At 71.4% G+C, this 19,270-nt stretch carries 18 protein-coding genes; 6 read left to right on the forward strand and 12 right to left on the reverse strand.

Translation table 11 applies throughout. The features are described 5' to 3' along the window. From Q0C12_RS06095 to Q0C12_RS06105, 3 genes are read right to left on the reverse strand one after another with little or no spacing between them, the layout of a single operon-like run. Positions 1–2,043: a M3 family metallopeptidase gene (locus tag Q0C12_RS06095; protein ID WP_290887640.1), complete on the reverse strand. Its 2,043-nt coding sequence runs from the start codon at positions 2,041–2,043 to the stop codon at positions 1–3. A gap of 39 nt (positions 2,044–2,082) precedes the next feature. Next, a complete protein-coding gene (locus Q0C12_RS06100) occupies positions 2,083–2,625 on the reverse strand; it encodes a protease inhibitor I42 family protein (RefSeq protein WP_290887642.1) in 543 nt (180 codons plus the stop codon). Beyond that, positions 2,622–4,040 (reverse strand): coniferyl aldehyde dehydrogenase, encoded by a 1,419-nt coding sequence (locus Q0C12_RS06105; protein ID WP_290887645.1) that lies wholly within the window; start codon positions 4,038–4,040, stop codon positions 2,622–2,624. Before Q0C12_RS06105 ends, Q0C12_RS06100 begins: the two co-directional genes overlap by 4 nt. Positions 4,041–4,098: 58 nt before the next feature. Here Q0C12_RS06105 and Q0C12_RS06110 point away from each other — a divergent pair, with 58 nt between their 5' ends. Together Q0C12_RS06110 and Q0C12_RS06115 are read left to right on the forward strand one after the other, a co-directional pair. Beyond that, positions 4,099–4,626, forward strand: coding sequence for a gamma carbonic anhydrase family protein (locus tag Q0C12_RS06110; protein WP_290887648.1), 528 nt, complete (start codon positions 4,099–4,101; stop codon positions 4,624–4,626). A 31-nt stretch (positions 4,627–4,657) separates the two neighbouring features. After that, positions 4,658–5,041, forward strand: coding sequence for a hypothetical protein (locus Q0C12_RS06115; protein WP_290887651.1), 384 nt, complete (start codon positions 4,658–4,660; stop codon positions 5,039–5,041). 7 nt (positions 5,042–5,048) lie between these two features. Here Q0C12_RS06115 and Q0C12_RS06120 read toward each other — a convergent pair whose 3' ends face one another. The 5 genes from Q0C12_RS06120 to Q0C12_RS06140 form a co-directional block, all read right to left on the reverse strand. Beyond that, positions 5,049–5,867 (reverse strand): transglutaminase domain-containing protein, encoded by an 819-nt coding sequence (locus Q0C12_RS06120; protein ID WP_290887654.1) that lies wholly within the window; start codon positions 5,865–5,867, stop codon positions 5,049–5,051. Then, entirely contained in the window at positions 5,864–6,094 is a 231-nt protein-coding gene (locus Q0C12_RS06125; RefSeq protein ID WP_034212656.1) for a DUF350 domain-containing protein, read from the reverse strand. Before Q0C12_RS06125 ends, Q0C12_RS06120 begins: the two co-directional genes overlap by 4 nt. Positions 6,095–6,126: 32 nt before the next feature. Further along, a complete protein-coding gene (gene aroE / locus Q0C12_RS06130; protein WP_290887658.1) occupies positions 6,127–6,969 on the reverse strand; it encodes a shikimate dehydrogenase in 843 nt (280 codons plus the stop codon). Position 6,970: 1 nt separating this feature from the next. Continuing rightward, complete coding sequence (gene hemB / locus Q0C12_RS06135; RefSeq protein ID WP_290887661.1) at positions 6,971–7,960, reverse strand: porphobilinogen synthase; 990 nt, start codon at positions 7,958–7,960, stop codon at positions 6,971–6,973. Positions 7,961–8,053: 93 nt separating this feature from the next. Beyond that, complete coding sequence (locus Q0C12_RS06140; RefSeq protein ID WP_290887664.1) at positions 8,054–8,212, reverse strand: DUF3309 family protein; 159 nt, start codon at positions 8,210–8,212, stop codon at positions 8,054–8,056. A 123-nt stretch (positions 8,213–8,335) separates the two neighbouring features. Here Q0C12_RS06140 and Q0C12_RS06145 point away from each other — a divergent pair, with 123 nt between their 5' ends. The 3 genes from Q0C12_RS06145 to Q0C12_RS06155 are packed head-to-tail and all read left to right on the forward strand — an operon-like array spanning position 8,336 to position 13,356. Next, a complete protein-coding gene (locus tag Q0C12_RS06145; RefSeq protein WP_290887667.1) occupies positions 8,336–9,178 on the forward strand; it encodes an ABC transporter permease in 843 nt (280 codons plus the stop codon). Continuing rightward, positions 9,175–10,677 (forward strand): ABC transporter ATP-binding protein, encoded by a 1,503-nt coding sequence (locus Q0C12_RS06150; RefSeq protein ID WP_290887670.1) that lies wholly within the window; start codon positions 9,175–9,177, stop codon positions 10,675–10,677. Before Q0C12_RS06145 ends, Q0C12_RS06150 begins: the two co-directional genes overlap by 4 nt. A gap of 51 nt (positions 10,678–10,728) precedes the next feature. Beyond that, positions 10,729–13,356 carry an EAL domain-containing protein gene (locus Q0C12_RS06155; protein WP_290887674.1) on the forward strand — a complete coding sequence of 876 codons (2,628 nt, stop codon included), beginning with the start codon at positions 10,729–10,731 and terminating at the stop codon, positions 13,354–13,356. Here Q0C12_RS06155 and Q0C12_RS06160 read toward each other — a convergent pair. Continuing rightward, the gene (locus Q0C12_RS06160) at positions 13,353–14,327 is read right to left on the reverse strand and encodes an NAD-dependent epimerase/dehydratase family protein (protein WP_290887676.1); all 975 of its coding nucleotides are present in this window, start codon (positions 14,325–14,327) and stop codon (positions 13,353–13,355) included. The genes Q0C12_RS06155 and Q0C12_RS06160 overlap by 4 nt on opposite strands. Positions 14,328–14,331: 4 nt before the next feature. Continuing rightward, entirely contained in the window at positions 14,332–15,126 is a 795-nt protein-coding gene (locus Q0C12_RS06165; protein ID WP_290887680.1) for a hypothetical protein, read from the reverse strand. A 54-nt stretch (positions 15,127–15,180) separates the two neighbouring features. Between Q0C12_RS06165 and Q0C12_RS06170 the strand changes: the two genes are divergently transcribed. Further along, complete coding sequence (locus tag Q0C12_RS06170; RefSeq protein ID WP_290887683.1) at positions 15,181–16,809, forward strand: sensor domain-containing diguanylate cyclase; 1,629 nt, start codon at positions 15,181–15,183, stop codon at positions 16,807–16,809. Here Q0C12_RS06170 and Q0C12_RS06175 read toward each other — a convergent pair. After that, positions 16,772–17,953, reverse strand: a complete 1,182-nt coding sequence (locus tag Q0C12_RS06175; protein ID WP_290887686.1) for a hypothetical protein — start codon at positions 17,951–17,953, stop codon at positions 16,772–16,774. The two genes, Q0C12_RS06170 and Q0C12_RS06175, sit on opposite strands and share 38 nt — an antisense overlap. Before the next feature lie 97 nt (positions 17,954–18,050). Beyond that, on the reverse strand, positions 18,051–19,190 hold the full coding sequence (locus Q0C12_RS06180; protein ID WP_290887689.1) for a hypothetical protein: 1,140 nt from the start codon (positions 19,188–19,190) through the stop codon (positions 18,051–18,053). Positions 19,191–19,270: the final 80 nt, after the last annotated feature.

Here is a 19,270-nt window from a genome sequence, read left to right on the forward strand (position 1 = left end):
TCAGGCCGCCAAACCGTAGGAGCGGAGCAGGGCGTCGGGCTGGGGTTCGCGGCCGCGGAAGGCGACGAAGCTTTCCAGCGCCGGGCGCGAGCCGCCGACCGCGAGGATCTCGCGCCGGTAGCGGGCGCCGGTGTCGGCGTCGAAGACGCCGGCTTCCTCGAAGGCCGCGAACGCATCGGCGCTCAGCACCTCGGCCCACAGGTAGCTGTAGTAGCCGGCCGCGTAGCCGCCCGAGAAGATGTGGGTGAAGGCGTGCGGGCCGCGGTGCCAGGCCGGCGGCGGCAGCACGGCGACTTCGTCGCGCACTTCGTTGATGAGTTCGAGCGCGCGCGCGCCGCGCGCCGGGTCGAACTCCAGGTGCAGGCGGAAATCGAACAGCGCGAACTCCAGCTGCCGCACTAGGAACAGGCCGGCGTGGAAGTGGCGCGCCTGCAGCATCTTCGCGTACAGGTCGTCGGGCAGGCGCTCGCCGGTCTGCCAGTGGCGCGCGAACATATCCAGCGCCTCGCGCTGCCAGGCGAAGTTCTCCATGAACTGGCTGGGCAGCTCGACCGCATCCCACTCGACGCCGCTGATGCCGCCGATGCTGGGCCAGTCCACCTCGGTGAGCAGGTGGTGGATGCCGTGGCCGAACTCGTGGAAGAGCGTGATCACGTCGTCGTGGGTCAGCAGCGCGGGCTTGTCGGGCGCCGGCGGTGCGAAGTTGCAGGTGAGGTAGGCCACCGGCTTGAACAGCGACTCGCCGTCGTCCATGCGCGAGCGGCACACGTCCATCCAGGCGCCGCCACGCTTGCCGGCGCGGGCGTAGTGGTCGAGGTAGACGCCGGCGCGCACGGTGCCGTCGTGGTCCACCACGTCGAAGTAGTGCACGTCGGGGTGCCAGGCATCCACGCCGTGGCGTTCGACCAGCCTCACGCCGAACACGCGCTCGGCCACGGTGAACAGGCCCTGCATCACCGCCGGCAGCGGGAAGTAGGGCTTGAGGTCTTCCTCGCTGAAGGCGAAGCGGCGCTCGCGCAGCTTCTCGGCGGAATACGCGACATCCCAGGGCTGCAGGTCGGCGATGCCGAGCTCGGTGGCCGCGAACGCGCGCAGGTCCTCGAGCTCGCGCGCCGCGACCGGCCTGGCCTTCGCGGCCAGTTCGCGCAGGAAGCCGAGCACGCGCTGCGGCGTGCCGGCCATCTTGTCGGCCAGCGACAGGTGCGCGCTGGACTCGAAGCCGAGCAGGCCGGCGGCTTCGTGCCGCAGCGCCATGATCTTCTCGATGCGCTCGCTGTTGTCGCGCGTGCCGGCCTGCGGGCCCTGGTCGGAGGCGCGGGTGTTGTAGGCGGTGTAGAGCTGCTCGCGCAGCGCGCGGTCGTCGGCGAAGGTGAGGATGGCCTGCACCACCGGGCCCTTCAGCGTGGCGAGGTAGCCGTCGACGCGCTTGTCCTTCGCCATCGTGCGCAGCATCTCGCGCGCGGATTCCGGCAGGCCGGCGAGCTCGGCGTCGGTCACCGGGCGCGTCCAGGCATCGGTGGCGTCGAGCACGGCCTCCTCGAATTCGGTTTCCAGCTTGCTCAGCTGGGTCTGGATGTCCTTGAAGCGCGAGCGCGCGGGCTCCTCCAGCGCCACGCCCGAGAGCCGGAAGCCGCGCAGGCTGTCCTCGACCACGGTGCGGCGGGCGCGGTCCATCGCGTCGAAGCCGGGGGCCTCGCGCACCGCTTTCACCGCCTCGTAGAGATCGCGGTTCTGGCCGAGCTCGGTGCCGTGCTCGGTGAGTTTCTCCAGCGCGGCCGAGTACGCGGCGCGCAGTTCGGGCGAATCCTTGACGCCGTGCAGGTGCGACACGGGCGCGAAGCAGCGGCCGAGGCGCTCTTCCCAGCGCTCGAGCGGCGCCATCAGGCGGGCGAAGTCGCGGGCCTGCGGGTCGGCGACCAGGCGCGCCACTTCGGCGCGGAAGCCGGCGAGCACTTCGTCGATGGCCGGGTTCACGTGGTCCGGCGTGATGGCGGAGAAGGCGGGCAGTTCGCCGGCGGCGAGGAGGGGGTTTTCAGTGTTCATGCGTTTCCAGATGGCGTTGCGGGCCGTGGATTCCAAGCCTCAGCCGGCGGGCGTGACGGTCACATCGAGGTTGAAGCTGTCCAGCGCCGAGGACTCGGGCTGCCAGGCGCGGCCGTAGAAAAGATAGAGGAAGGCGCGGCCGGGCGCGGCGGCGCGGAAGCAGTAGCGGGCCGTGCTGCCGGTGCCGACCGGCGGGGCGGGCTCGCCGGCCTTCACCAGCGGTTCGCGCACCAGGCCTTCGCAGGGCACGGAATCGAGCACGGCGCCGAAGGCGTCGCGGCGCTGCCACTCGCTGCCGGTGCTGTAGTTGGCATCCAGGTCCACGCGCAGCACGGCACCGACCGGCAGCGTCAGGCGGCGGCCGCTGTCGGCGGCGAACAGGCGCAGCGGCGAGGCGGCGGTGGCCGTGGCCAAGGGAACAACGGCGTCTTCGGTCCCGGGATTCGCGTCGGACCCGACGACGGAAACTGCCGGGCTGACGGCCGGCGTCGCGGCGACCGGCGCGACCGGGCTCGCCGCCGAAACCGCGGCCGCCACGAGCGCCGCCAGCGCCCCGCCCGGACCCGTGAGTCGCGCGTTCATCGCGTGAACAGCTTCACGACGAAATCGGCCAGCTTGCCGAACGGCGGGTCGAATACCGACATGCCGTTGAGGCGGGACTGGTACAGCACCGGCATGGATTTACTGAAGGCCAGGAAGCCCGCATGCCCGTGATACTCACCCATGCCGCTGGGCCCGACGCCGCCGACCGGCAGCGAGTGCTGGCCGAACTGGATCAGGCAGTCGTTCACGCAGACGCCGCCCGCGACCACGGCGTCGAGCGTGCGCTGCAGCCGCGCCCGGTCGCGGTCGAAGGGATAGAAGGCCAGCGGGCGGTCGCGGCCGTTGATGTAGGCGATGGCGGCATCGTGGTCGTCGTAGGACTTCACCGGCAGCAGCGGGCCGAAGATTTCCTCCTGCATCACCTTGGCCTCGTCCGGCGGGTCGAGCAGCACGGTGGGCGGGATGACCTCGACGCCCGGGGGCGGCGGCTCGCTGTCGGGGCGGTACTGGATCACCGACACGCCGCGGTCGCGGGCGTCGTCGATCCAGTCGCGCAGGCGGTCGGCCTGGCGGTGGTTCACCACCGCGGTGTAGTCGGGGTTGGCGGCCAGCGTCGGGTAGCGGCGGCGCACGCTGGCCAGGTAGGCGCGCACGAACTCGTCGCGCTGGGCGCGGGGCACCAGCACGTAGTCGGGCGCCACGCAGGTCTGGCCGGCGTTGAAGCACTTGCCGGCGGCGATGCGGTCGGCGGCCTGTTCGATCGGGTAGCCCGGGGCCACCAGCGCGGGCGACTTGCCGCCCAGTTCGAGCGTGAGCGGCGTCAGGTGGTCGGCGGCCGCGGCCATCACGGCCCGGCCCACCGTGGTCGAGCCGGTGAACACCAGGTGTTCGAAGGGCAGCCGGGTGAAGGCCGCGCCGATCGCGGCGTCGCCCTGCACCACCGCCACGCGCTCGGACGGGAAGGCCTCGGCCAGCAGGCGGGCCAGCAGCGCCGAGGTGCGCGGGGTGTGCTCGGACGGCTTCACCAGCACGTGGTTGCCGGCGGCGATGGCGTCGGCCAGCGGGATCAGGGCCAGCTGGATCGGGTAGTTCCAGGGCGCGACGATGCCGACCACGCCCAGCGGCATGCGACGGATCTCGCCGCGGGCGGGCAGGAAGGCCAGGTTCAGGCCGCGGCGCTCGGGGCGCATCCAGGCGCGCAGCTTGCTCCGCAGGTACTTGATCTCGTCCAGCGTGACCATGACGTCCGCGGCCAGGGTCTCGTGCCGGGAGCGGCGGCCGAAGTCGGCCGAGACGGTTTTCACCAGTTCGTCCCGGTGCGCGCGGATCACCTCGCCCAGCCGGGCCAGGTCGTCCATGCGCTGCCGGTAGGACGGCGGCTGGCGGCGGTGGGCGGCGCGGACCTGCTCGAGCAGGGGCCGCAGGTCGTGGTCGGGGTGCGCGGGGGTATCCATGGCCCCAGTTTATGCCCTTCACGGCGGGGCGGTGCGAAGGGATGGTTAGAATGCCGGCATGCACATCCGACCCTTCCGGGGCATCGTCCCCACCCTCGGCGCCCGCGCCTACGTCGACCCCGCCGCCTGCGTCATCGGCGACGTCCACCTGGGCGAGGACAGCTCGGTCTGGCCCGGCTGCGTGGTGCGCGGCGACGTCAACCACATCCGCATCGGCGCCCGCACCAACATCCAGGACGGAACCATCGTCCACGTCACCCATGAGGGCCCCTACACCCGCCCGGGCGGCTGGCCGACCCTGATCGGCGACGACGTCACCATCGGCCACGGCGCCATCATCCACGCCTGCACCCTCGGCAACGCGGTGCTGATCGGCATGGGCGCCACGGTGCTCGACGGCGCGGTGGTCGAGCAGCACGGCTTCGTCGGCGCCGGCGCCGTGGTGCCGCCCGGCAAGACCGTGCGCAGCGGCGAACTCTGGCTCGGCAACCCCGCCAAGCCCGTGCGCCAGCTCAGCGACAAGGAAATCGAGCAGCTCTACTACAGCGCCAAGCACTACGTCCGCCTGAAAGACGAGTACCTCTGACCCCTTGTCCCACCCCACCAGGATGCCCACGATGCGCCAGTCACTCCGCAACTGCCTCGCCCTCTCGCTCGGCTTGCTGCTGGCTTCGGGCGCCGTGCTTGCCAAGCCCTCGAACAAGTGGCGCCTGGAGTTCAGCGGCGCGGCGGAATCGCCGGGCGAGATCGTGCTGCGCGTGCAGCCCGTCGGCGGCGAGCCGGTGGACGTGACGGTGGCCATCGAAGGCAACGACGGTGAGAACCGCGTCGCCGGCAAAGTGCGCGATGCACTCAAGGCCGCACTGAAGGCCGACTACCGCATCGACCGCGACGACGGCGAGGACGTGCTGGTCAAGCGCCGCTGGGGCCGCCCGCCGTTCGAGGTGAGCCTGGCCAGCAGCACGGTGAAGGACGTGCGGATCAACTTCGACCGCGAGTGATCGAGCCTCACTCGCGGCGGAAACCGGAGCGTCGCTGCCAGCGGTCGCCAGTGTAATCGGTGGTCAAGGGCGTTCCGGCGTTCACCCAATAGCTCTCGCGGTTGAACATCGCCTCGGGCCGGTAATCGGGCAACTGGCTGGCCAGCGGCAGCGCGCGGCCGGGGCGCTTGTGCGTGGCTTCGAGCAGGTAGGTGCGGGTGCCGTCCATCACCACGACCCAGGCGTGGCCCTCCTCGCGTAGCTTGCCCAGCACCACGCGCGCGTCCAGGCCCAGTCCGATCAGCCAGTCGGCCAGGGCGATCGCGTGGTCCTCGCAGTCGCCCTGCGGGTAGAAGAAAGCCTCGCGCGAGGTCTGCCAGAGCTCGGGCATGCCCGGGTACTGGTCGTGGTCGTAGGCGTACTTCTTCTGCTGCGCCAGCGACACCAGCGGCACCCAGGCATCCACGCCCTCGAACGGCACGTAGCCCACCAGGTAGGCGTTGGCGAAATGGTGGCGTCGGTCCAGGCCCGGCGCGACCGTGGTGACGGTCTCGCCGCCGAACAGCCAGCCGAAGGACATCCAGGTTTCCGCGTGACCCGCCTCGCGCAACGCCTGGGCCACCTGCCCTTCGTGCACGCGGTAGCCATTGACCAGCTCGATGGCGCGGGTTTCCGGCGGCGCGGCGAAGTCCTCGCCAGGCGTGGCGGGGCCAGCAAAGCCGGGCAGCGCGTCCGCCGCAGGCGATGCACTACCCTCGGGCGATCCGTCGCAGGCCCGCAGCGACATCATCGCCAGGCCGATGAACAGCAGCCACAGCCAGGATGAATTCTCGCCGCCGCGAATCATCCGCGCAGGCCGAACACCGTCACGATGGCCACGAACAGCAGGATGGTGGACGCGAAGATCGCCACCGCCAGGTTGCCCTTCTGCAGCTCCTGCTCGATGTCGATGTGCTTGAGCAGCTTGCGGTCGATGAACTGCAGGCCCAGCACCGCCACCACCAGCGCGATCAGCGTCTGGATGATGTTCAGGCCCAGATTGAAAAAGGTGGCAATCAGGAAATCAGTGGTCATGGAAAGTTCCGGCGGAAGAACGGGGTCTCGTTTTAGTCGGCGGTGTGGAGGGCGTCGGCGTGGGCGCGGAGTTCGGCGTAGACCTCGTCGGTCTCCGGGCGGTGGCCGTGCCAGAGCGCGAAGCTTTCGGCGGCCTGTTCGACCAGCATGCCGAGGCCGTCGATGCGCGGCTCGCAGCCGGCGGCCTGGGCCCAGGCCAGGAACGGAATGGCGGCCTCGCCGTAGCTCAGGTCCACGGCGAGCGCGCGCGCCTCGGCCAGGCGGAAGGGCAGCTTGAACCCGGCGTCGCTGCGGCCGGCCGAGGTGGCGTTGACGATCATGTCGTAGTTGCCGAGGTTGGGCAGGTCCGAGAGGTAGCGCGTGTGCACGCGGTCGGGTTGGCCCAGGGCATCGGCCAGCGCGTCGGCCTTCTCGGGCGTGCGGTTGACGATCCACAGCTCCTGGATGCCGGCATCGAGCAGGGCCGGTGCCACGCCGCGGGCGGCGCCGCCGGCGCCGAGCAGCAACACGCGGCGCGCACGCAGGTCCTGGCCGTGGCGGCCGGTGAGGTCGCGCACCAGGCCTTCGCCGTCGGTGTTGTCGCCGTGCCACTGCAGGCCGACGCGGGTGAGCGTGTTCACCGCACCGGCGCGGCGGGCACGCTCGCTGAGCTGGCTGCACAGGGCGACGGCGCGCTCCTTGTGCGGCAGCGTGACGTTGGCGCCGCGGCCGCCCACGGTGGCGAAGGCGCTGATGGCGCTGGCGAAATCAGCCGGGCTGGCATCGATGGCGACGTACTCCATCGCGATGCCCTGCTGCTTCGCGAACGCGGCGTGGATGCGCGGCGACAGCGAGTGCGCCACGGGGTGTCCGAAGACGGCGTAATGCGCGGTCATGTCATTCCTCCTTGAGCCAGCGCGCCGCATCGAGCGCGAAATAGGTGAGCACGCCGTCGGCGCCGGCGCGCTTGATCGACACCAGGGCCTCCAGCGCGCAGGCGCGCTCGTCCAGCCAGCCGTTCTGCGCGGCCGCCTTGAGCATCGCGTACTCGCCGCTCACCTGGTACACGAAGGTGGGCGCGCCGTAGTGGTCCTTCACCCGCCGCACGATGTCGAGGTAGGGCAGGCCCGGCTTGATCATCACCATGTCGGCGCCCTCGTCGAGGTCGAGGCCGACTTCGCGCAGGGCTTCGTCGGAGTTGGCCGGGTCCATCTGGTAGGTGTATTTGTTGCCCTTGCCCAGCGCGCCGGCGCTGCCGACGGCATCGCGGAACGGGCCGTAGAAGCTGGACGCGTACTTGGCCGAATAAGCAAGGATGCGGGTGTTGAGGTGGCCGTGCTCCTCCAGCGCCTCGCGGATGGCGCCGATGCGGCCGTCCATCATGTCGCTGGGCGCCACCACGTCGGCGCCGGCGTCGGCGTGCGACAGGGCCTGCAACACCAGCGCCTCGACGGTTTCGTCGTTGACGACGTAGCCGCTGTCGTCCACCAGGCCGTCCTGGCCGTGCGTGGTGTACGGGTCCAGCGCCACGTCGGTGATCACGCCGAGCTCCGGGAAGCGCTGCTTCAACGCGCGGATGGCGCGCTGGGCCAGCCCGTTCTCGTCCCAGGCGGCCACGGCATCGAGCGACTTGGCCTCGGGCGCCGTGACCGGGAACAGCACGATCGCCGGGATCTTCAGCGCCACCGCCTGCTCGGCGGTGCGCAGCAGTTCATCGATGGACACGCGCTCGACGCCCGGCATCGACGCTACCGCCGCGCGTCCCTGCAGCTCGTGGATGAACACGGGCAGGATCAGGTCGTCGGCGCCAAGCCGGTGCTCGCGCATCAGGCGCCGGGAGAAATCGTCGCGGCGCATGCGCCGGGGGCGGGTGTACGGAAAGGACATGGCGGGTCGGCAGGGGAACGCGGATCGCGTGCCCCTGATGATACGCCGACCGTCGCGAAGGGACGGGGGCCGGACGTGCCGCGCGCCGGCTCGCTATATTTTGCCCATCAGCAGCAGGACGATGATGATGATGACCACCAGGCCGAGGCCGCCGGTGGGTCCATAACCCCAGTTCTTGCTGTGGGACCAGTTGGGCAGGACGCCGATCAAGAGCAGGATGAGGATGATGAGGAGGATGGTGCCGACGGTCATGGGAGGCTCCGGGGTCGAGGGGGAACGGTCGGCGCGTCGCGCGCGCCGCCGCTACCGCAGCATGGGCGCCGCCGGCAGCCGGCTCCGTGCGGCATCGCACACAGCCGACGGCGGCCTTTGCCCGTGACGGCCGCGTCGCCCCTCCGCGCCCGCGTGCCGCGCCAGGTGCGCGCCTGCCTCTGGCTGCTCGGGGGGCTGGCCGCCGCCTGCTGGCTGTCCCTGCTGCTGCCCGGCCACGACCCGCACCAGCCGGACTGGAACGCGCTGTCGTCGCCGCCTTCGCTGGCCAGCGGCCATTGGTTCGGCACCGACGCGATCGGCCGCGACATCCTGGCGCGCACGCTGGCCGGCGGCCGGCTATCGCTGACGGTGGGCGCACTGGCCACGTTGATGGCGCTGGCGATCGGCCTGGCCTACGGCGCCATAGCCGGGTACGCCGGCGGCCGTGTCGAGCGGGCCATGGTGCGCGTGCTGGACCTGATGTCGGCCCTGCCCTTCCTGCTGATCGTGATCCTGCTGCTGGCGCTGTTCGGGCGCTCGCTGTGGCTGCTGCTGGCGGCGATTGGCGGCTATGTCTGGATCGATCTCGCCCGCGTGGTGCGCGCCGAGGCCGCACGCCTGCGCGAGGCGCCCTTCGTGCTGGCGGCGCGCGCGGCCGGCGCGCGCTTCGACCAGGTGCTGCGCTGGCACCTGCTGCCCAACCTGATGCCGCTGGCGCTGGTGTACCTGGGCCTGATCCTGCCGCAGGCCATCCTGGTCGAGAGCTTTCTGGGCTTCCTGGGCCTGGGCGTGGATGAACCCGCGGCCAGTTGGGGCAGCCTGCTGCACGAGGGCAGCCAGGAACTCGACACCGCGCCGTGGTCGCTGCTGTTCCCGGCCGGCTTCCTGGTGGCGACGCTGGCCAGCTTCCAGTTCCTTGGCGACGGATTGCGCGACTGGCTGGACGTGCGCGGGGCCCCGGCATGAGCGCGCTGCTTTCCCTGCGCGGGCTCGAAGTCGCCACCGGCGAACGCCGCCTGCTGGGCCCGCTCGACCTGGACCTGGCGGAAGGCCAGTGCCTGGGCCTGGTCGGCGAAAGCGGCAGCGGCAAGAGCCTCACGGTGCTGTCCCTGCTGGGCCTGCTGCCGCCGGGTCTGGCCGCGCGCGGCACGCTGCACTGGCAAGGCCAGCCCCTCGCCATCGGCAGCCGCGAACACGCCGCGCTGCGCGGCCGCGCCATCGCCTGGATGCCGCAGGACCCGCAGGCGAGCCTGCACCCCCTGCGCCGCGTCGGCGCACCCCTGGTGGAAACCCTGCGCATGCTGCGCGGCCTCGACGCCGCATCGGCGCGGCGCGAAGCCATCGCCCTGTTCGAACGCCTGCAGCTGCCGACCCCGGTCGAACTGCTCGACCGTTACCCGCACCAACTCTCCGGCGGCCAGCGCCAGCGCGTGCTGCTGGCCCTGGCCCTGGCCGGCCAGCCGCGACTGCTGCTCGCCGATGAGCCGACGTCCGCGCTCGACCCGCGCCTGGCCCGGGAATCGCTGGACCTGATCGACGCCCTGCGCCGCGAGCTCGGGCTGGCCGTGCTGCTGGTCAGCCACGACCTGCCGCTGGTGGCCGCCTACGCCCAGCGCGTCGCCATCCTGCGCCGCGGAGAATGCGTCGAAGCGGGCGACGCGGCCCGCGTGTTCGCCCACCCTGCCCACGCCTACACCCGCGAACTGCTGGCCGCCGACCGCCTGCCCGCACCCGCGCCCTCCCCGCCCGGTGCGCGCCTGCTGGAAGTCGACGCGCTCACCGTGCACTACCCGCGCGCGCCGGCCCCGGCCCTGCATGCGGCCAGCCTGTCGCTGCACCGCGGCGAGTGCCTGGCCCTGGTCGGTGAAAGCGGCAGCGGCAAGAGCACGCTCGGCCGCGCCCTGCTGCGGCTGATGCGCGGCGGCACCCGGGGTCGCATCCTGCTCGACGGCGAGGACTTGCTGCAGGCCGGCCGCGGCCGGCTGCGCGCGCTGCGCCGACGCATCGGCGTGGTGTTCCAGGACCCCTACGCCTCGCTCGACCCGCGCATGCGCATCGGCGACATCGTGGCCGAGCCGCTGCGCATCCACGGCCTGGGCGAGCGCGCCGGGCACCCGGCCCGCGCGGCGGCGCTGCTGGAGGCCGTGGGCCTGGACCCGGCCCTCGTGGCGCGCTGGCCACACCAGCTCTCGGGCGGCCAGCGCCAGCGCGTGGCCATCGCCCGGGCCCTGGCCACCGACCCGGACCTGCTGGTCTGCGACGAGGCGGTCTCGGCCCTGGACGCCCACCACCGCGCCGGGGTCCTGGCCTTGCTGGGCCGGCTCAAGCGCGAGCGCGGCCTGGCCCTGCTGTTCATCACCCACGATTTCAGCGCGGCGCGAGCCCTGGCCGAACGCACCGCGGTCATCGCGGGGGGCCGCCTGCAGGCCTGCGGGGACACGGCGGCGGTCCTGGGGGCGGCGTGAAGATCGGCTGATACACTCCCGCCGTTCCCCCGGGGAGGGGATGGAAACCCGATGCCGCAAACGCCACTAGCGCCCAACTTCGCGCCCACCGCCCTGCCGGCGGCGACGCGCGGCGACGACACCGCCGCCCTGGCCGCCGAGGTCCAGCGCCTGCGGGTGGACGTCGAGCGGCTGGGCCGGGCCGAGCGGCTGCAGCGCGCCCTGTTCGCCATTTCCGACCTGGCCAGCTCCGACGAGGATACGGCCACGGTGCTGCGCGGCCTGCACGAAATCGTCGGCCGGCTGATGTACGCCGAGAACTTCTACATCGTCCGCTACTCGCCCGAAACCGAGGCGATGCGCTTCATCTACTTCGCCGACAGCCTCGACCCGGTCTGCCCCGACCCGGAGGAGGAGTTCACCGCCGAGAAGATGGCCAACAGCCTCACCCTGGCCCTGATCCGGCACGGCAAGCCGATGCTCGGCCCGTCCTGCGACGTGCGCGCGCAGCTCGACGTGCCGCGCGACGATGCCCTGGGCCCGGAAAGCGAGGACTGGCTGGGCGTGCCCATGGTGGACGACGGCGTGGTGCGCGGCGCGGTGGTGGTGCAGAGCTACGATCCCGACTCGCGGTACACCGAGGACGATCGGGCCCTGCTCGGCTACGTCGCCCAGCACATCCTCACCGCGCTCGCCCGGCGCGAGGCGCAGGAAGAGCTTGAGCGCCGCGTCGAACAGCGCACCCGCGAGCTGCGCGAGCAGGTCACCGAGCGCGAACGCAGCGAGAGGCTGCAGGCGGCGCTGTTCCGCATTGCCGAACAGGCCGGTCGCCGCGACAGCATCGAGGTGTTCTACGCCGAGGTGCACGGCATCGTCAGCGACCTGCTCGACGCCCGCAACTTCTTCATCGCCCTGCTCACCGACGACCGGCAGGAGCTCGACTTCCCCTACTCGGTGGACGAACGCGACCAGAAGCGCCCGCGCCGGCGCGTGGCCCGCGGCCTTACCGAATACGTGCTCACCACCGGCGCGCCGCTGCTGGCCGACCGCGAGCAGGTGCGGGCGCTGGTGGCGCGGGGCGAAGTGATGTCCTTCGGCACGCCTTCGGTGTGCTGGCTGGGCGTGCCGCTGCACCTCGACGGCAAGGCCGCCGGCGTGATCGCGGTGCAGAGCTACACGCCCGATTACCTCTACACCCGGCGCGACCAGGAGCTGCTGAGCTTCGTGTCCTTCCACATCGCCCAGGCGCTCGACCGCCGCCGCGCCAACGAATCGCTGCGCCTGGCCTACGCCGAGCTGGAGCAGCGCGTGGCCTCGCGCACCAGCGAACTGGCCGACGCCAACCGCGAGCTGCTCGACCAGATCTCGGTGCGCGAGCGCATGGAGCTCAAGCTCAAGCACGAGGCCCTGCACGACACCCTCACCGGCCTGCCCAACCGCAGCCACCTGCTGGGCCGGATGGGCCAGGCGCTGTCGCGCTACCGGGCCGACCCGCGGCAGCTGTTCGCGGTGCTGTTCCTCGACCTCGACCGCTTCAAGGTGGTGAACGACTCGGTCGGCCACCTGGTCGGCGACGAGCTGCTGAAGGAGGCCGCGCGCCGCATCGGCGGCTGCGTGCGCGACCCGGACATGGTGGCGCGCCTGGGCGGCGACGAGTTCGCGATCGTGCTCGACTTCATCCACACCGCCGACGACGCGGTGGCGGTGGCCGAGCGCGTGATCGTGGCCCTGGCCGAGCCGATGCGCATCGCCGGCAAGGAGCTCTACACCTCGGCCAGCATCGGCATCGCCCTGGTGGACGGCCGCTACCGCCGCCCGGAAGAGCTGCTGCGCGACGCCGACGTAGCCATGTACCGCGCCAAGGCCACCGGCCGGCAGCGCTACGCGATCTTCGACGAACACCTGCACGAGGCCGCGCTGAAGCTGCTGGAGCTGGAGGGCGACCTGCGCCGCGCACTGGCGCGGCAGGAGTTCGAGCCCTACTACCAGCCGATCGTGAACCTGGCCGATGGCGGCCTGGTCGGCTTCGAGGCGCTGATGCGCTGGCACCACCCGGCGCGCGGCCTGAGCTCGCCCGGCGACTTCATCGCCATCGCCGAGGAAACCGGCAGCCTCGAGCACATGGACTGGCAGATCTACGACCTGGTCTGCCGCGACACCAAGCGCCTGTCCACGCGCAACGCCTACACCACGCTCAACGTCTCGCCGCGCCACCTGCGCGCGCCCGGCTTCGACCAGCGCCTGCTGGAGCTGATGTCGCGCCACGGCGTGAAGCCCGGCCGCCTGCGCCTGGAGGTCACCGAAGGCGCCCTGCTCGAGCAGCCCGAGGAAGTGAACGCCTGCCTGGGCCGCCTGCGCGAGGCCGGGGTGCTCACCCTGCTCGATGACTTCGGCACCGGCTATTCCTCGCTCAGCTACCTGCACCGCTTCCCGCTGCACGGCCTGAAGATCGACCGCAGCTTCGTGGCCGAACTGCGCAGCGGCGAGAGCGGCGGCAGCACCGCGATCGTGCGCGCCATCCGGCTGCTGGCCGATTCGCTGGGGCTGGAGGTCATCGCCGAAGGCATCGAGACCGAACAGCAGCGCTACCAGCTGCGCCTGCTGGGCCTGAGCCTGGGCCAGGGCTACTTCTTCGCGCAGCCTGCCTCGGCCGGCGACATCCTCGCCCAGTACGGCATGGCCGAAGGCGCCCCGGGCTAGCCCGACAGCAGGCCTTCGGCGCGCAGCCACGCGATGGTGTCGGCCAGCAGCGCCGGCAACGGCGTGCTGCGATAGCCGAGTTCGCGTTCTGCCTTGCCGGAATCGACCTTGAGGTGATGGCAGGTGAACGCGACCGCGGCCGGCGTGAGGTCGGGCCGCTTGCGGGTGATGCGCGAGGCCAGGTCCAGCGTGCGGGCCAGGCCGCGCAGCAGCCAGGCCGGCATCGGTTTCGTCGGCGCGGGCTTGCCGAGCTGGCGGCCGATCTCGGTGACCAGCGCCTGAAAGCTGGCGTGCTCGCCGCCGACCAGCCAGGTCTCGTCGCGCGCGGGCTGGCGCCACGCCCGCACCTGCGCCCGCGCGATCTCGCGCACGTCGGCGAAGGCGCCCGAACCCGGCGGCGCACCCGGCAGCTTGCCGGCGTCCACCAGGCGGATCAGGTTCGACCAGTTGTTGCGGTCGCCGGGGCCGAGGATGTGCGAGGGCTGGAAGATCAGGAAAGGCAGGCCGGACTCGCGCACCAGGCGCTCGGCGGCGTACTTGGTGCGCTCGTAGTTGATCCAGGAGTCGGCGCCGCGCTGGTGGACGTCTTCGCGCAAGGTCTCGTGCACGAGGTGCGAGTAGGCCGACACGCTGGAGGTGTGCACTACGGTGGTGACACCCGCGGCGCGCGCGGCTTCGAGCAGGCGCGCGGTGCCGCCGACATTGGTTTCGGTTTGCGCGGCGTCGCCCGGGCCCCAGTTGTTGGTGTCGGCGGCGGCGTGGAACACCGCCGAGACACCGTCCATCGCAGCGGCCAGCGACGCGGCATCGCCCAGTTCGCCGCGCACCGGCACCGCACCCGCCGCGGCTACCGCGGCATCGCCGCCGGCGCTGCGCGACAGGCCGCGCGCCTCGGCGCCTTCGGCCGCCAGTTCGCGCAGCAGGTGTTGGCCAAGGAAGCCGGTGGCGCCGGTGACAAGGACGGCGGCCATGCGGTCAGTCCGGCTGCGGTTCGGTATGGACCGTGTCGCGCGCGTTCCAGTACCAGTAGAAGAATCCCTTGCGCGCCTGCAGCAAGGTGTCGGTGAGCAGGCTTTCCTGGCTCAGGCTGCCCCAGCACGCCCGCGCGGAATTGCGGTTGTTGTGCAGGTCGATGCACTCGGCGTCGGGGTGGGCGGGCTTGGGCGGGATGTAGAGCGCGCTGCCGCGCGGCACCCACAGGTCGGCCAGGCAGATCTTGCCCAACCGCGGCCAGTAGCGGCCCACCGACGTGACCAGCGGCAGGTGCGGGTCGACCGAGGCGAAGACGTGGGGAAAGTCGTGGTGCTCGAGGTCGGTGCAGACCACGCTGAGCAGCCGGTTGCCCGTGTCCTGGTAGGGCGACCAGTGCCCGGCGAACACCCCGTACTCGTACTGGATCTGAGAAAGTTTCAGCACCGGGCTTTCCAGGCGCACCGCCTCCCCCGGCTCCACCAGGGTGATGCCGAAGGCCGCGGCGACGTCGCGCGTCGCCCACATCGGCGTATACACGACCTGGTCGGCAACGAACCCGAGCTGGGTCTCGATGCCGTAGGGCGGCGTCTTCTTGACGCCTTTTACCCGGGAAACCACGTGCGGATGGCCCATCTCGACGCGCGGGTCGGTGGGCGCGGCCTCGATCAGCCGGGCCCGGCGCGGCGGTGCCTTGGCGTACCGTGGCCGGCCACCGTCGTTGAAGAAGTACGGGGTCCGCGCCAGGTCGATGGCCGCCTCGCTCTTCTCCCGGATGAAAACCGGTGTCGCGAACTTCATTTCCGCCATGGCACCCCCGCCCTCTCTGCGCTTACAGGCAACTATACTGGCCCGATGCCCGCCAGCCCCACCCCGCCCGACCAACTCCTTCGGCTGTTGCCGGACGTCGTCGTCCAGACCGACGCGCAGTGGCGTGTGACCTTCCTCAACCCGGCCTGGCAGGCCATCACCGGGCACCCGCTGGCCTCATCGCTGGGCCAGTCCCTGCTCGACTTCGTGCACCCCGACGACCGCGGCACCCTGCGCTCGGGCATGCCGGTGTTCCGCCTGCGCTTCGCCGACGGCGATTTCCGCTGGGTGCGGCTGCAGCTGCAGGCCGACGTGGACGACAAGGACCGCGTGCTCAGCCGCCAGGGCCTGCTGGTCGAGATCACCGAGGTCACCGAGCAGGTGCTGGTCGAGGTGCGCCAGCGCTTCCTGCGCCTGCTCGAGACCATCGACGGCGTGGTGTGGGAAGCCGAACGCGGCGTGGGCAACACCTTCCTCAGCCCGCAGGTGGAACGCTTGTTCGGCTACACGGTCGAGGAGTGGCGCTCCGACCCGGGGTTCTGGCGCGCGCGCGTGCATCCCGACGACCTGGCCGAGGCGCTGGCCATCGACGATGCGGCCTACCACGCCACCCACAGCTACGCGTACGAGATGAATTACCGCCTGACCGCCAAGTGCGGCAAGGTCGTCTGGGTGCGCGACCTGTGCCGGGCGATCGTCGAGCCGGGCCGGCCCAACCGCATGATCGGCCTGATGATCGACGTCAGCCAGCAAAAGCAGACCGAGCTGGCGCTGGTGCAGTCCGACGACCGCTACGCGCTGGCCACGCGCGGTTCCAACGACGGCATCTGGGACTGGAACCTGAAGCAGGACGTGCTGCACGCCTCGCAGCGCTTCCACGAGATCCTCGGGCTGGCGGGCCCCGGCGACCATCATGACGATGGCTGGCGGTTCCTGGAGTCGCTGATCGACCCGGACGACCGCGAGCGCGTGCAGGCGGCCTACCAGCGGCACCTGCAGGGCATCAGCCCGAACTTCTCGGTCGACTTCCGCGCGCTGCATGCGTCCGGGCGCCCGGTGTGGGTCAACTGGCGCGGCGTCGCGCAGTTCGAGCAGGGCGTGCCGGTGCGCATGGCGGGCTCGTTGAGCGACCTCGCCGAGCGCGGCAGCTCCTACGATTTCCTGACCAACCTCCCCGGGCGACCGCTGTTCCGTGATCGCCTGGAGCATGCCATCGCGCTGCAGAAGGGCGCGGCGCCGGGCGATGCGACGACCTTCGCGGTGCTGCTGCTCGACCTGGACCAGTTCAAGGCGATCAACGACACGCTGGGCCACCACGCCGGCGACCAGTTGCTGCAGCAGGTCGCCCGCCGGCTGGAGGCCAGCGTGCGGCCCTCGGACCTGGTGGCGCGCATGAGCGGCGACGAATTCAACGTGCTGCTTGAATCGGTGGACCAGGCCACGGCCAATGCGCGGGTGCAGCAGCTCGCCGCCGCGCTCGCGGCGCCCTACCGGCTCGACGGGCAGGAGGTCACCGTGGGTGCCAGCATCGGCGTGGTCGCCAGCCAGCCGGGGCTGGCCAGCACCGACGACTACCTGCGCGCCGCCGACGCCGCCATGTACAAGGCCAAGAGCGAGCGCATGGGCGTGTGCCTGTTCAAGCCCGATCGGATGGGTCCGCGCCGGGTGGGATGAACGCCGCCGGCCGGCCTTCGGCCCGGCCGTGCTGCTCGAAGTGCTGGCGCGGATCGGTGCCCGCGCGCAGCACGTCCGGATGCATCAGCAGGTAGTGGACCGGGTCGAAGGCATCGGCCGTGCGCGCCAGGCCGGCGCTGTAGTCGAGCAGCCCGCGATGCAGGGCGGCGTCCTCGATGCGGGCATTGAAGTGCTCGCGCAGCGCGCGCAGCGCCACCTCCAACTCATCGGCACCCAGCCGTTCCGGCGCGGCTTGCGCGGGCGTTGCCGCGGACGCTTCGTCACCGGGTGCGAACAGGATCGCCTTCACCTGATCCATCACCGGCCCCGGCAGCTCGTCGAGCTGGCGCGCGAAGTCGGCGGCGAACGCCGCGAACGCCGATGCGCGGTCCGCGGGGAAGCGGGCGCCTTGGCGCTCCGGCCACCGGCGCGCGAAGGCATCACTGACCGCGCGGCCCAGGGCCTCATCGGCGAACACCGCATTGATCGCCCGCAGCACGCCGAGCTCTTCGACGGCGAGGCTGCGGTTGGCCACCGTGTCGGGCACCTTCGCGGCCAGCGCTTCGTCCTCGCCGACCAGGCCGAGGAAGTGGCGCAGCAGGTCGGCGTGCCGGTAGCGGAAAACGGTGGTGTCCACGCCGAACCGATCGAGGTTGCGGAAGTACCAGAGGAAATCGCGGGCGTGCCCCCGCAGCCATTCGGCATCGAAGTCCGCGGCCAGCGCGTGCGCCTTCACCAGCTGCAGGTACACCGAATAGCTCCACGGCCGGAACGGACGCACCGCGACCAGCAGCCGGACCGACCGGGCGTGGTCCCGCAGCACCTCGCGCAGCCGCGAGAACTTCTCCACGTCGGCATAGCAGAGGTCTTCGCTGGAGATCAGCAGGTTCGGTGCGCGGCCGGCGTTGGCCGCCACCAGCTCGCCGACCAGGGACTGCAGGCGCCCGGTGGGCGTCGGTGCCGGGTTGGTGAAGATCAGCTCGCGCGCCAGGGCCGTGCCGTTGCCGGCCCCCGCCGCGGGATCCGGGCAGGGGTAGCCGACGCGCGCCAGCAGGCCAGCCCGGGACAGGCTGCGCAGGCCTTCCTGGATCGCACTGGTGCCGGTCTTGGGCAGGCCGGCATGGAGGAAGATCGTGTCGAGCAAGCCGGGTACCGGTCGGTGGGCGAAGGCCACGAGGATACGGGATGCGCGTCCGGGGCGGTGCCCGGACCCGGCGCGCATCCGCGACCCCGGCGCCGCCTCAGCGACCCGGGATGCGGCAGCAGATGCTGCCGCCGAAAACCTGCTGCGTGGACGCCGTCGTGTTCTGCCAGGCGCAGAACGTCGCCAGGCCGACCGTGTTGCTGTTCACGCCGCTGCCCCGGCTGTAGACGCCCGAGGCGTTCGTGTAGCAGTAAGGCATGACCTGGCTGTACCCGGCGGGGCAAAGCGGGTTGTTGATGAAGGTGGCGGTATTGGCCGCGACGGTGAACGTGCTGATGGCGGTCTCGGTGCACTGCAGGTTCGTGGCCTGTGGCGGCGAGAAGTAGCCGACGACGTCGATGACGTAGTTGGCTTGCGCGAAGGTGTAGACCACGAAATCGGTGATCGTGAGTGGGTTGGGCACGCCCACCACCACCGAATTGTTGACGACCGCGCCCGCGGTGTAGTTGATGCTGGCGGCCAGGGGGCGGGCCTCGCCGGATTTGTGCACCGTGGCGAAGCCGGCGCCCGATGGCGCCACGGCGGTGACGTTCAGCACCAGCGCGCTGGCGCCCACCGCCGCCACGTTGCAATTGGTGGCACTGCCGCCCTGGCTGGTGAAGTTGGCCCCGGCGTCGACGGCCACGCCCAGGAAAGACCGGCTGCTGTTGGCGGCGATCGGACCACCGGCCACGCGCGTGTCGGCGATGCGGCAGGGAGTGACCGCGGTGAACACGAGGTCGCCGGTGGTGGAGCCCAGCGCCTGCGTGCCGATGGCCTTGGCTTCCTGGGCGGAAAGGTCCGCGGGCGCCATCGCATAGCGGTCAATCACCGCGGCGTCGGACAGGCGGTGGCCGGTGCCGGTGAGTTCGGCCACTGCACCTTCGAAGGTGTCGCGCAGAAGCGCGTTGCGCAGGTTCGTGGGATCGGCGGCGATGAAGGTCGGCACCATGCGTTGCGCCCAGTCGCGCACCGGCACGTCGTACACGCGCTGCACGTAGCCGCCCCACTTGAGCACGAATTGCCGGGTCAGCGCGCCGCGCTCGGCGGGCGCCAGCGCGTCGGCTTCGACGAAGACAGCGGCGGGCGACGCCGGGGCGGCCAGGGCCGGCTTGGTCGCGGCCACGGAGACGATCCCGGCGGCCAGCGGCAGCATCGCCAGGCGGGAAACCAGGGAGGAATGCTTCACAAAGGGCATGACGGGGCTCCGGTGGGTTGGGCGGCGGTTCGCGATGTAAAGCACGCTGAATCACCCGGGACTCGGCCAGCCCACCCGCC

This window comes from Arenimonas sp. (assembly GCF_022842045.1).
Lineage (GTDB): Bacteria > Pseudomonadota > Gammaproteobacteria > Xanthomonadales > Xanthomonadaceae > Arenimonas.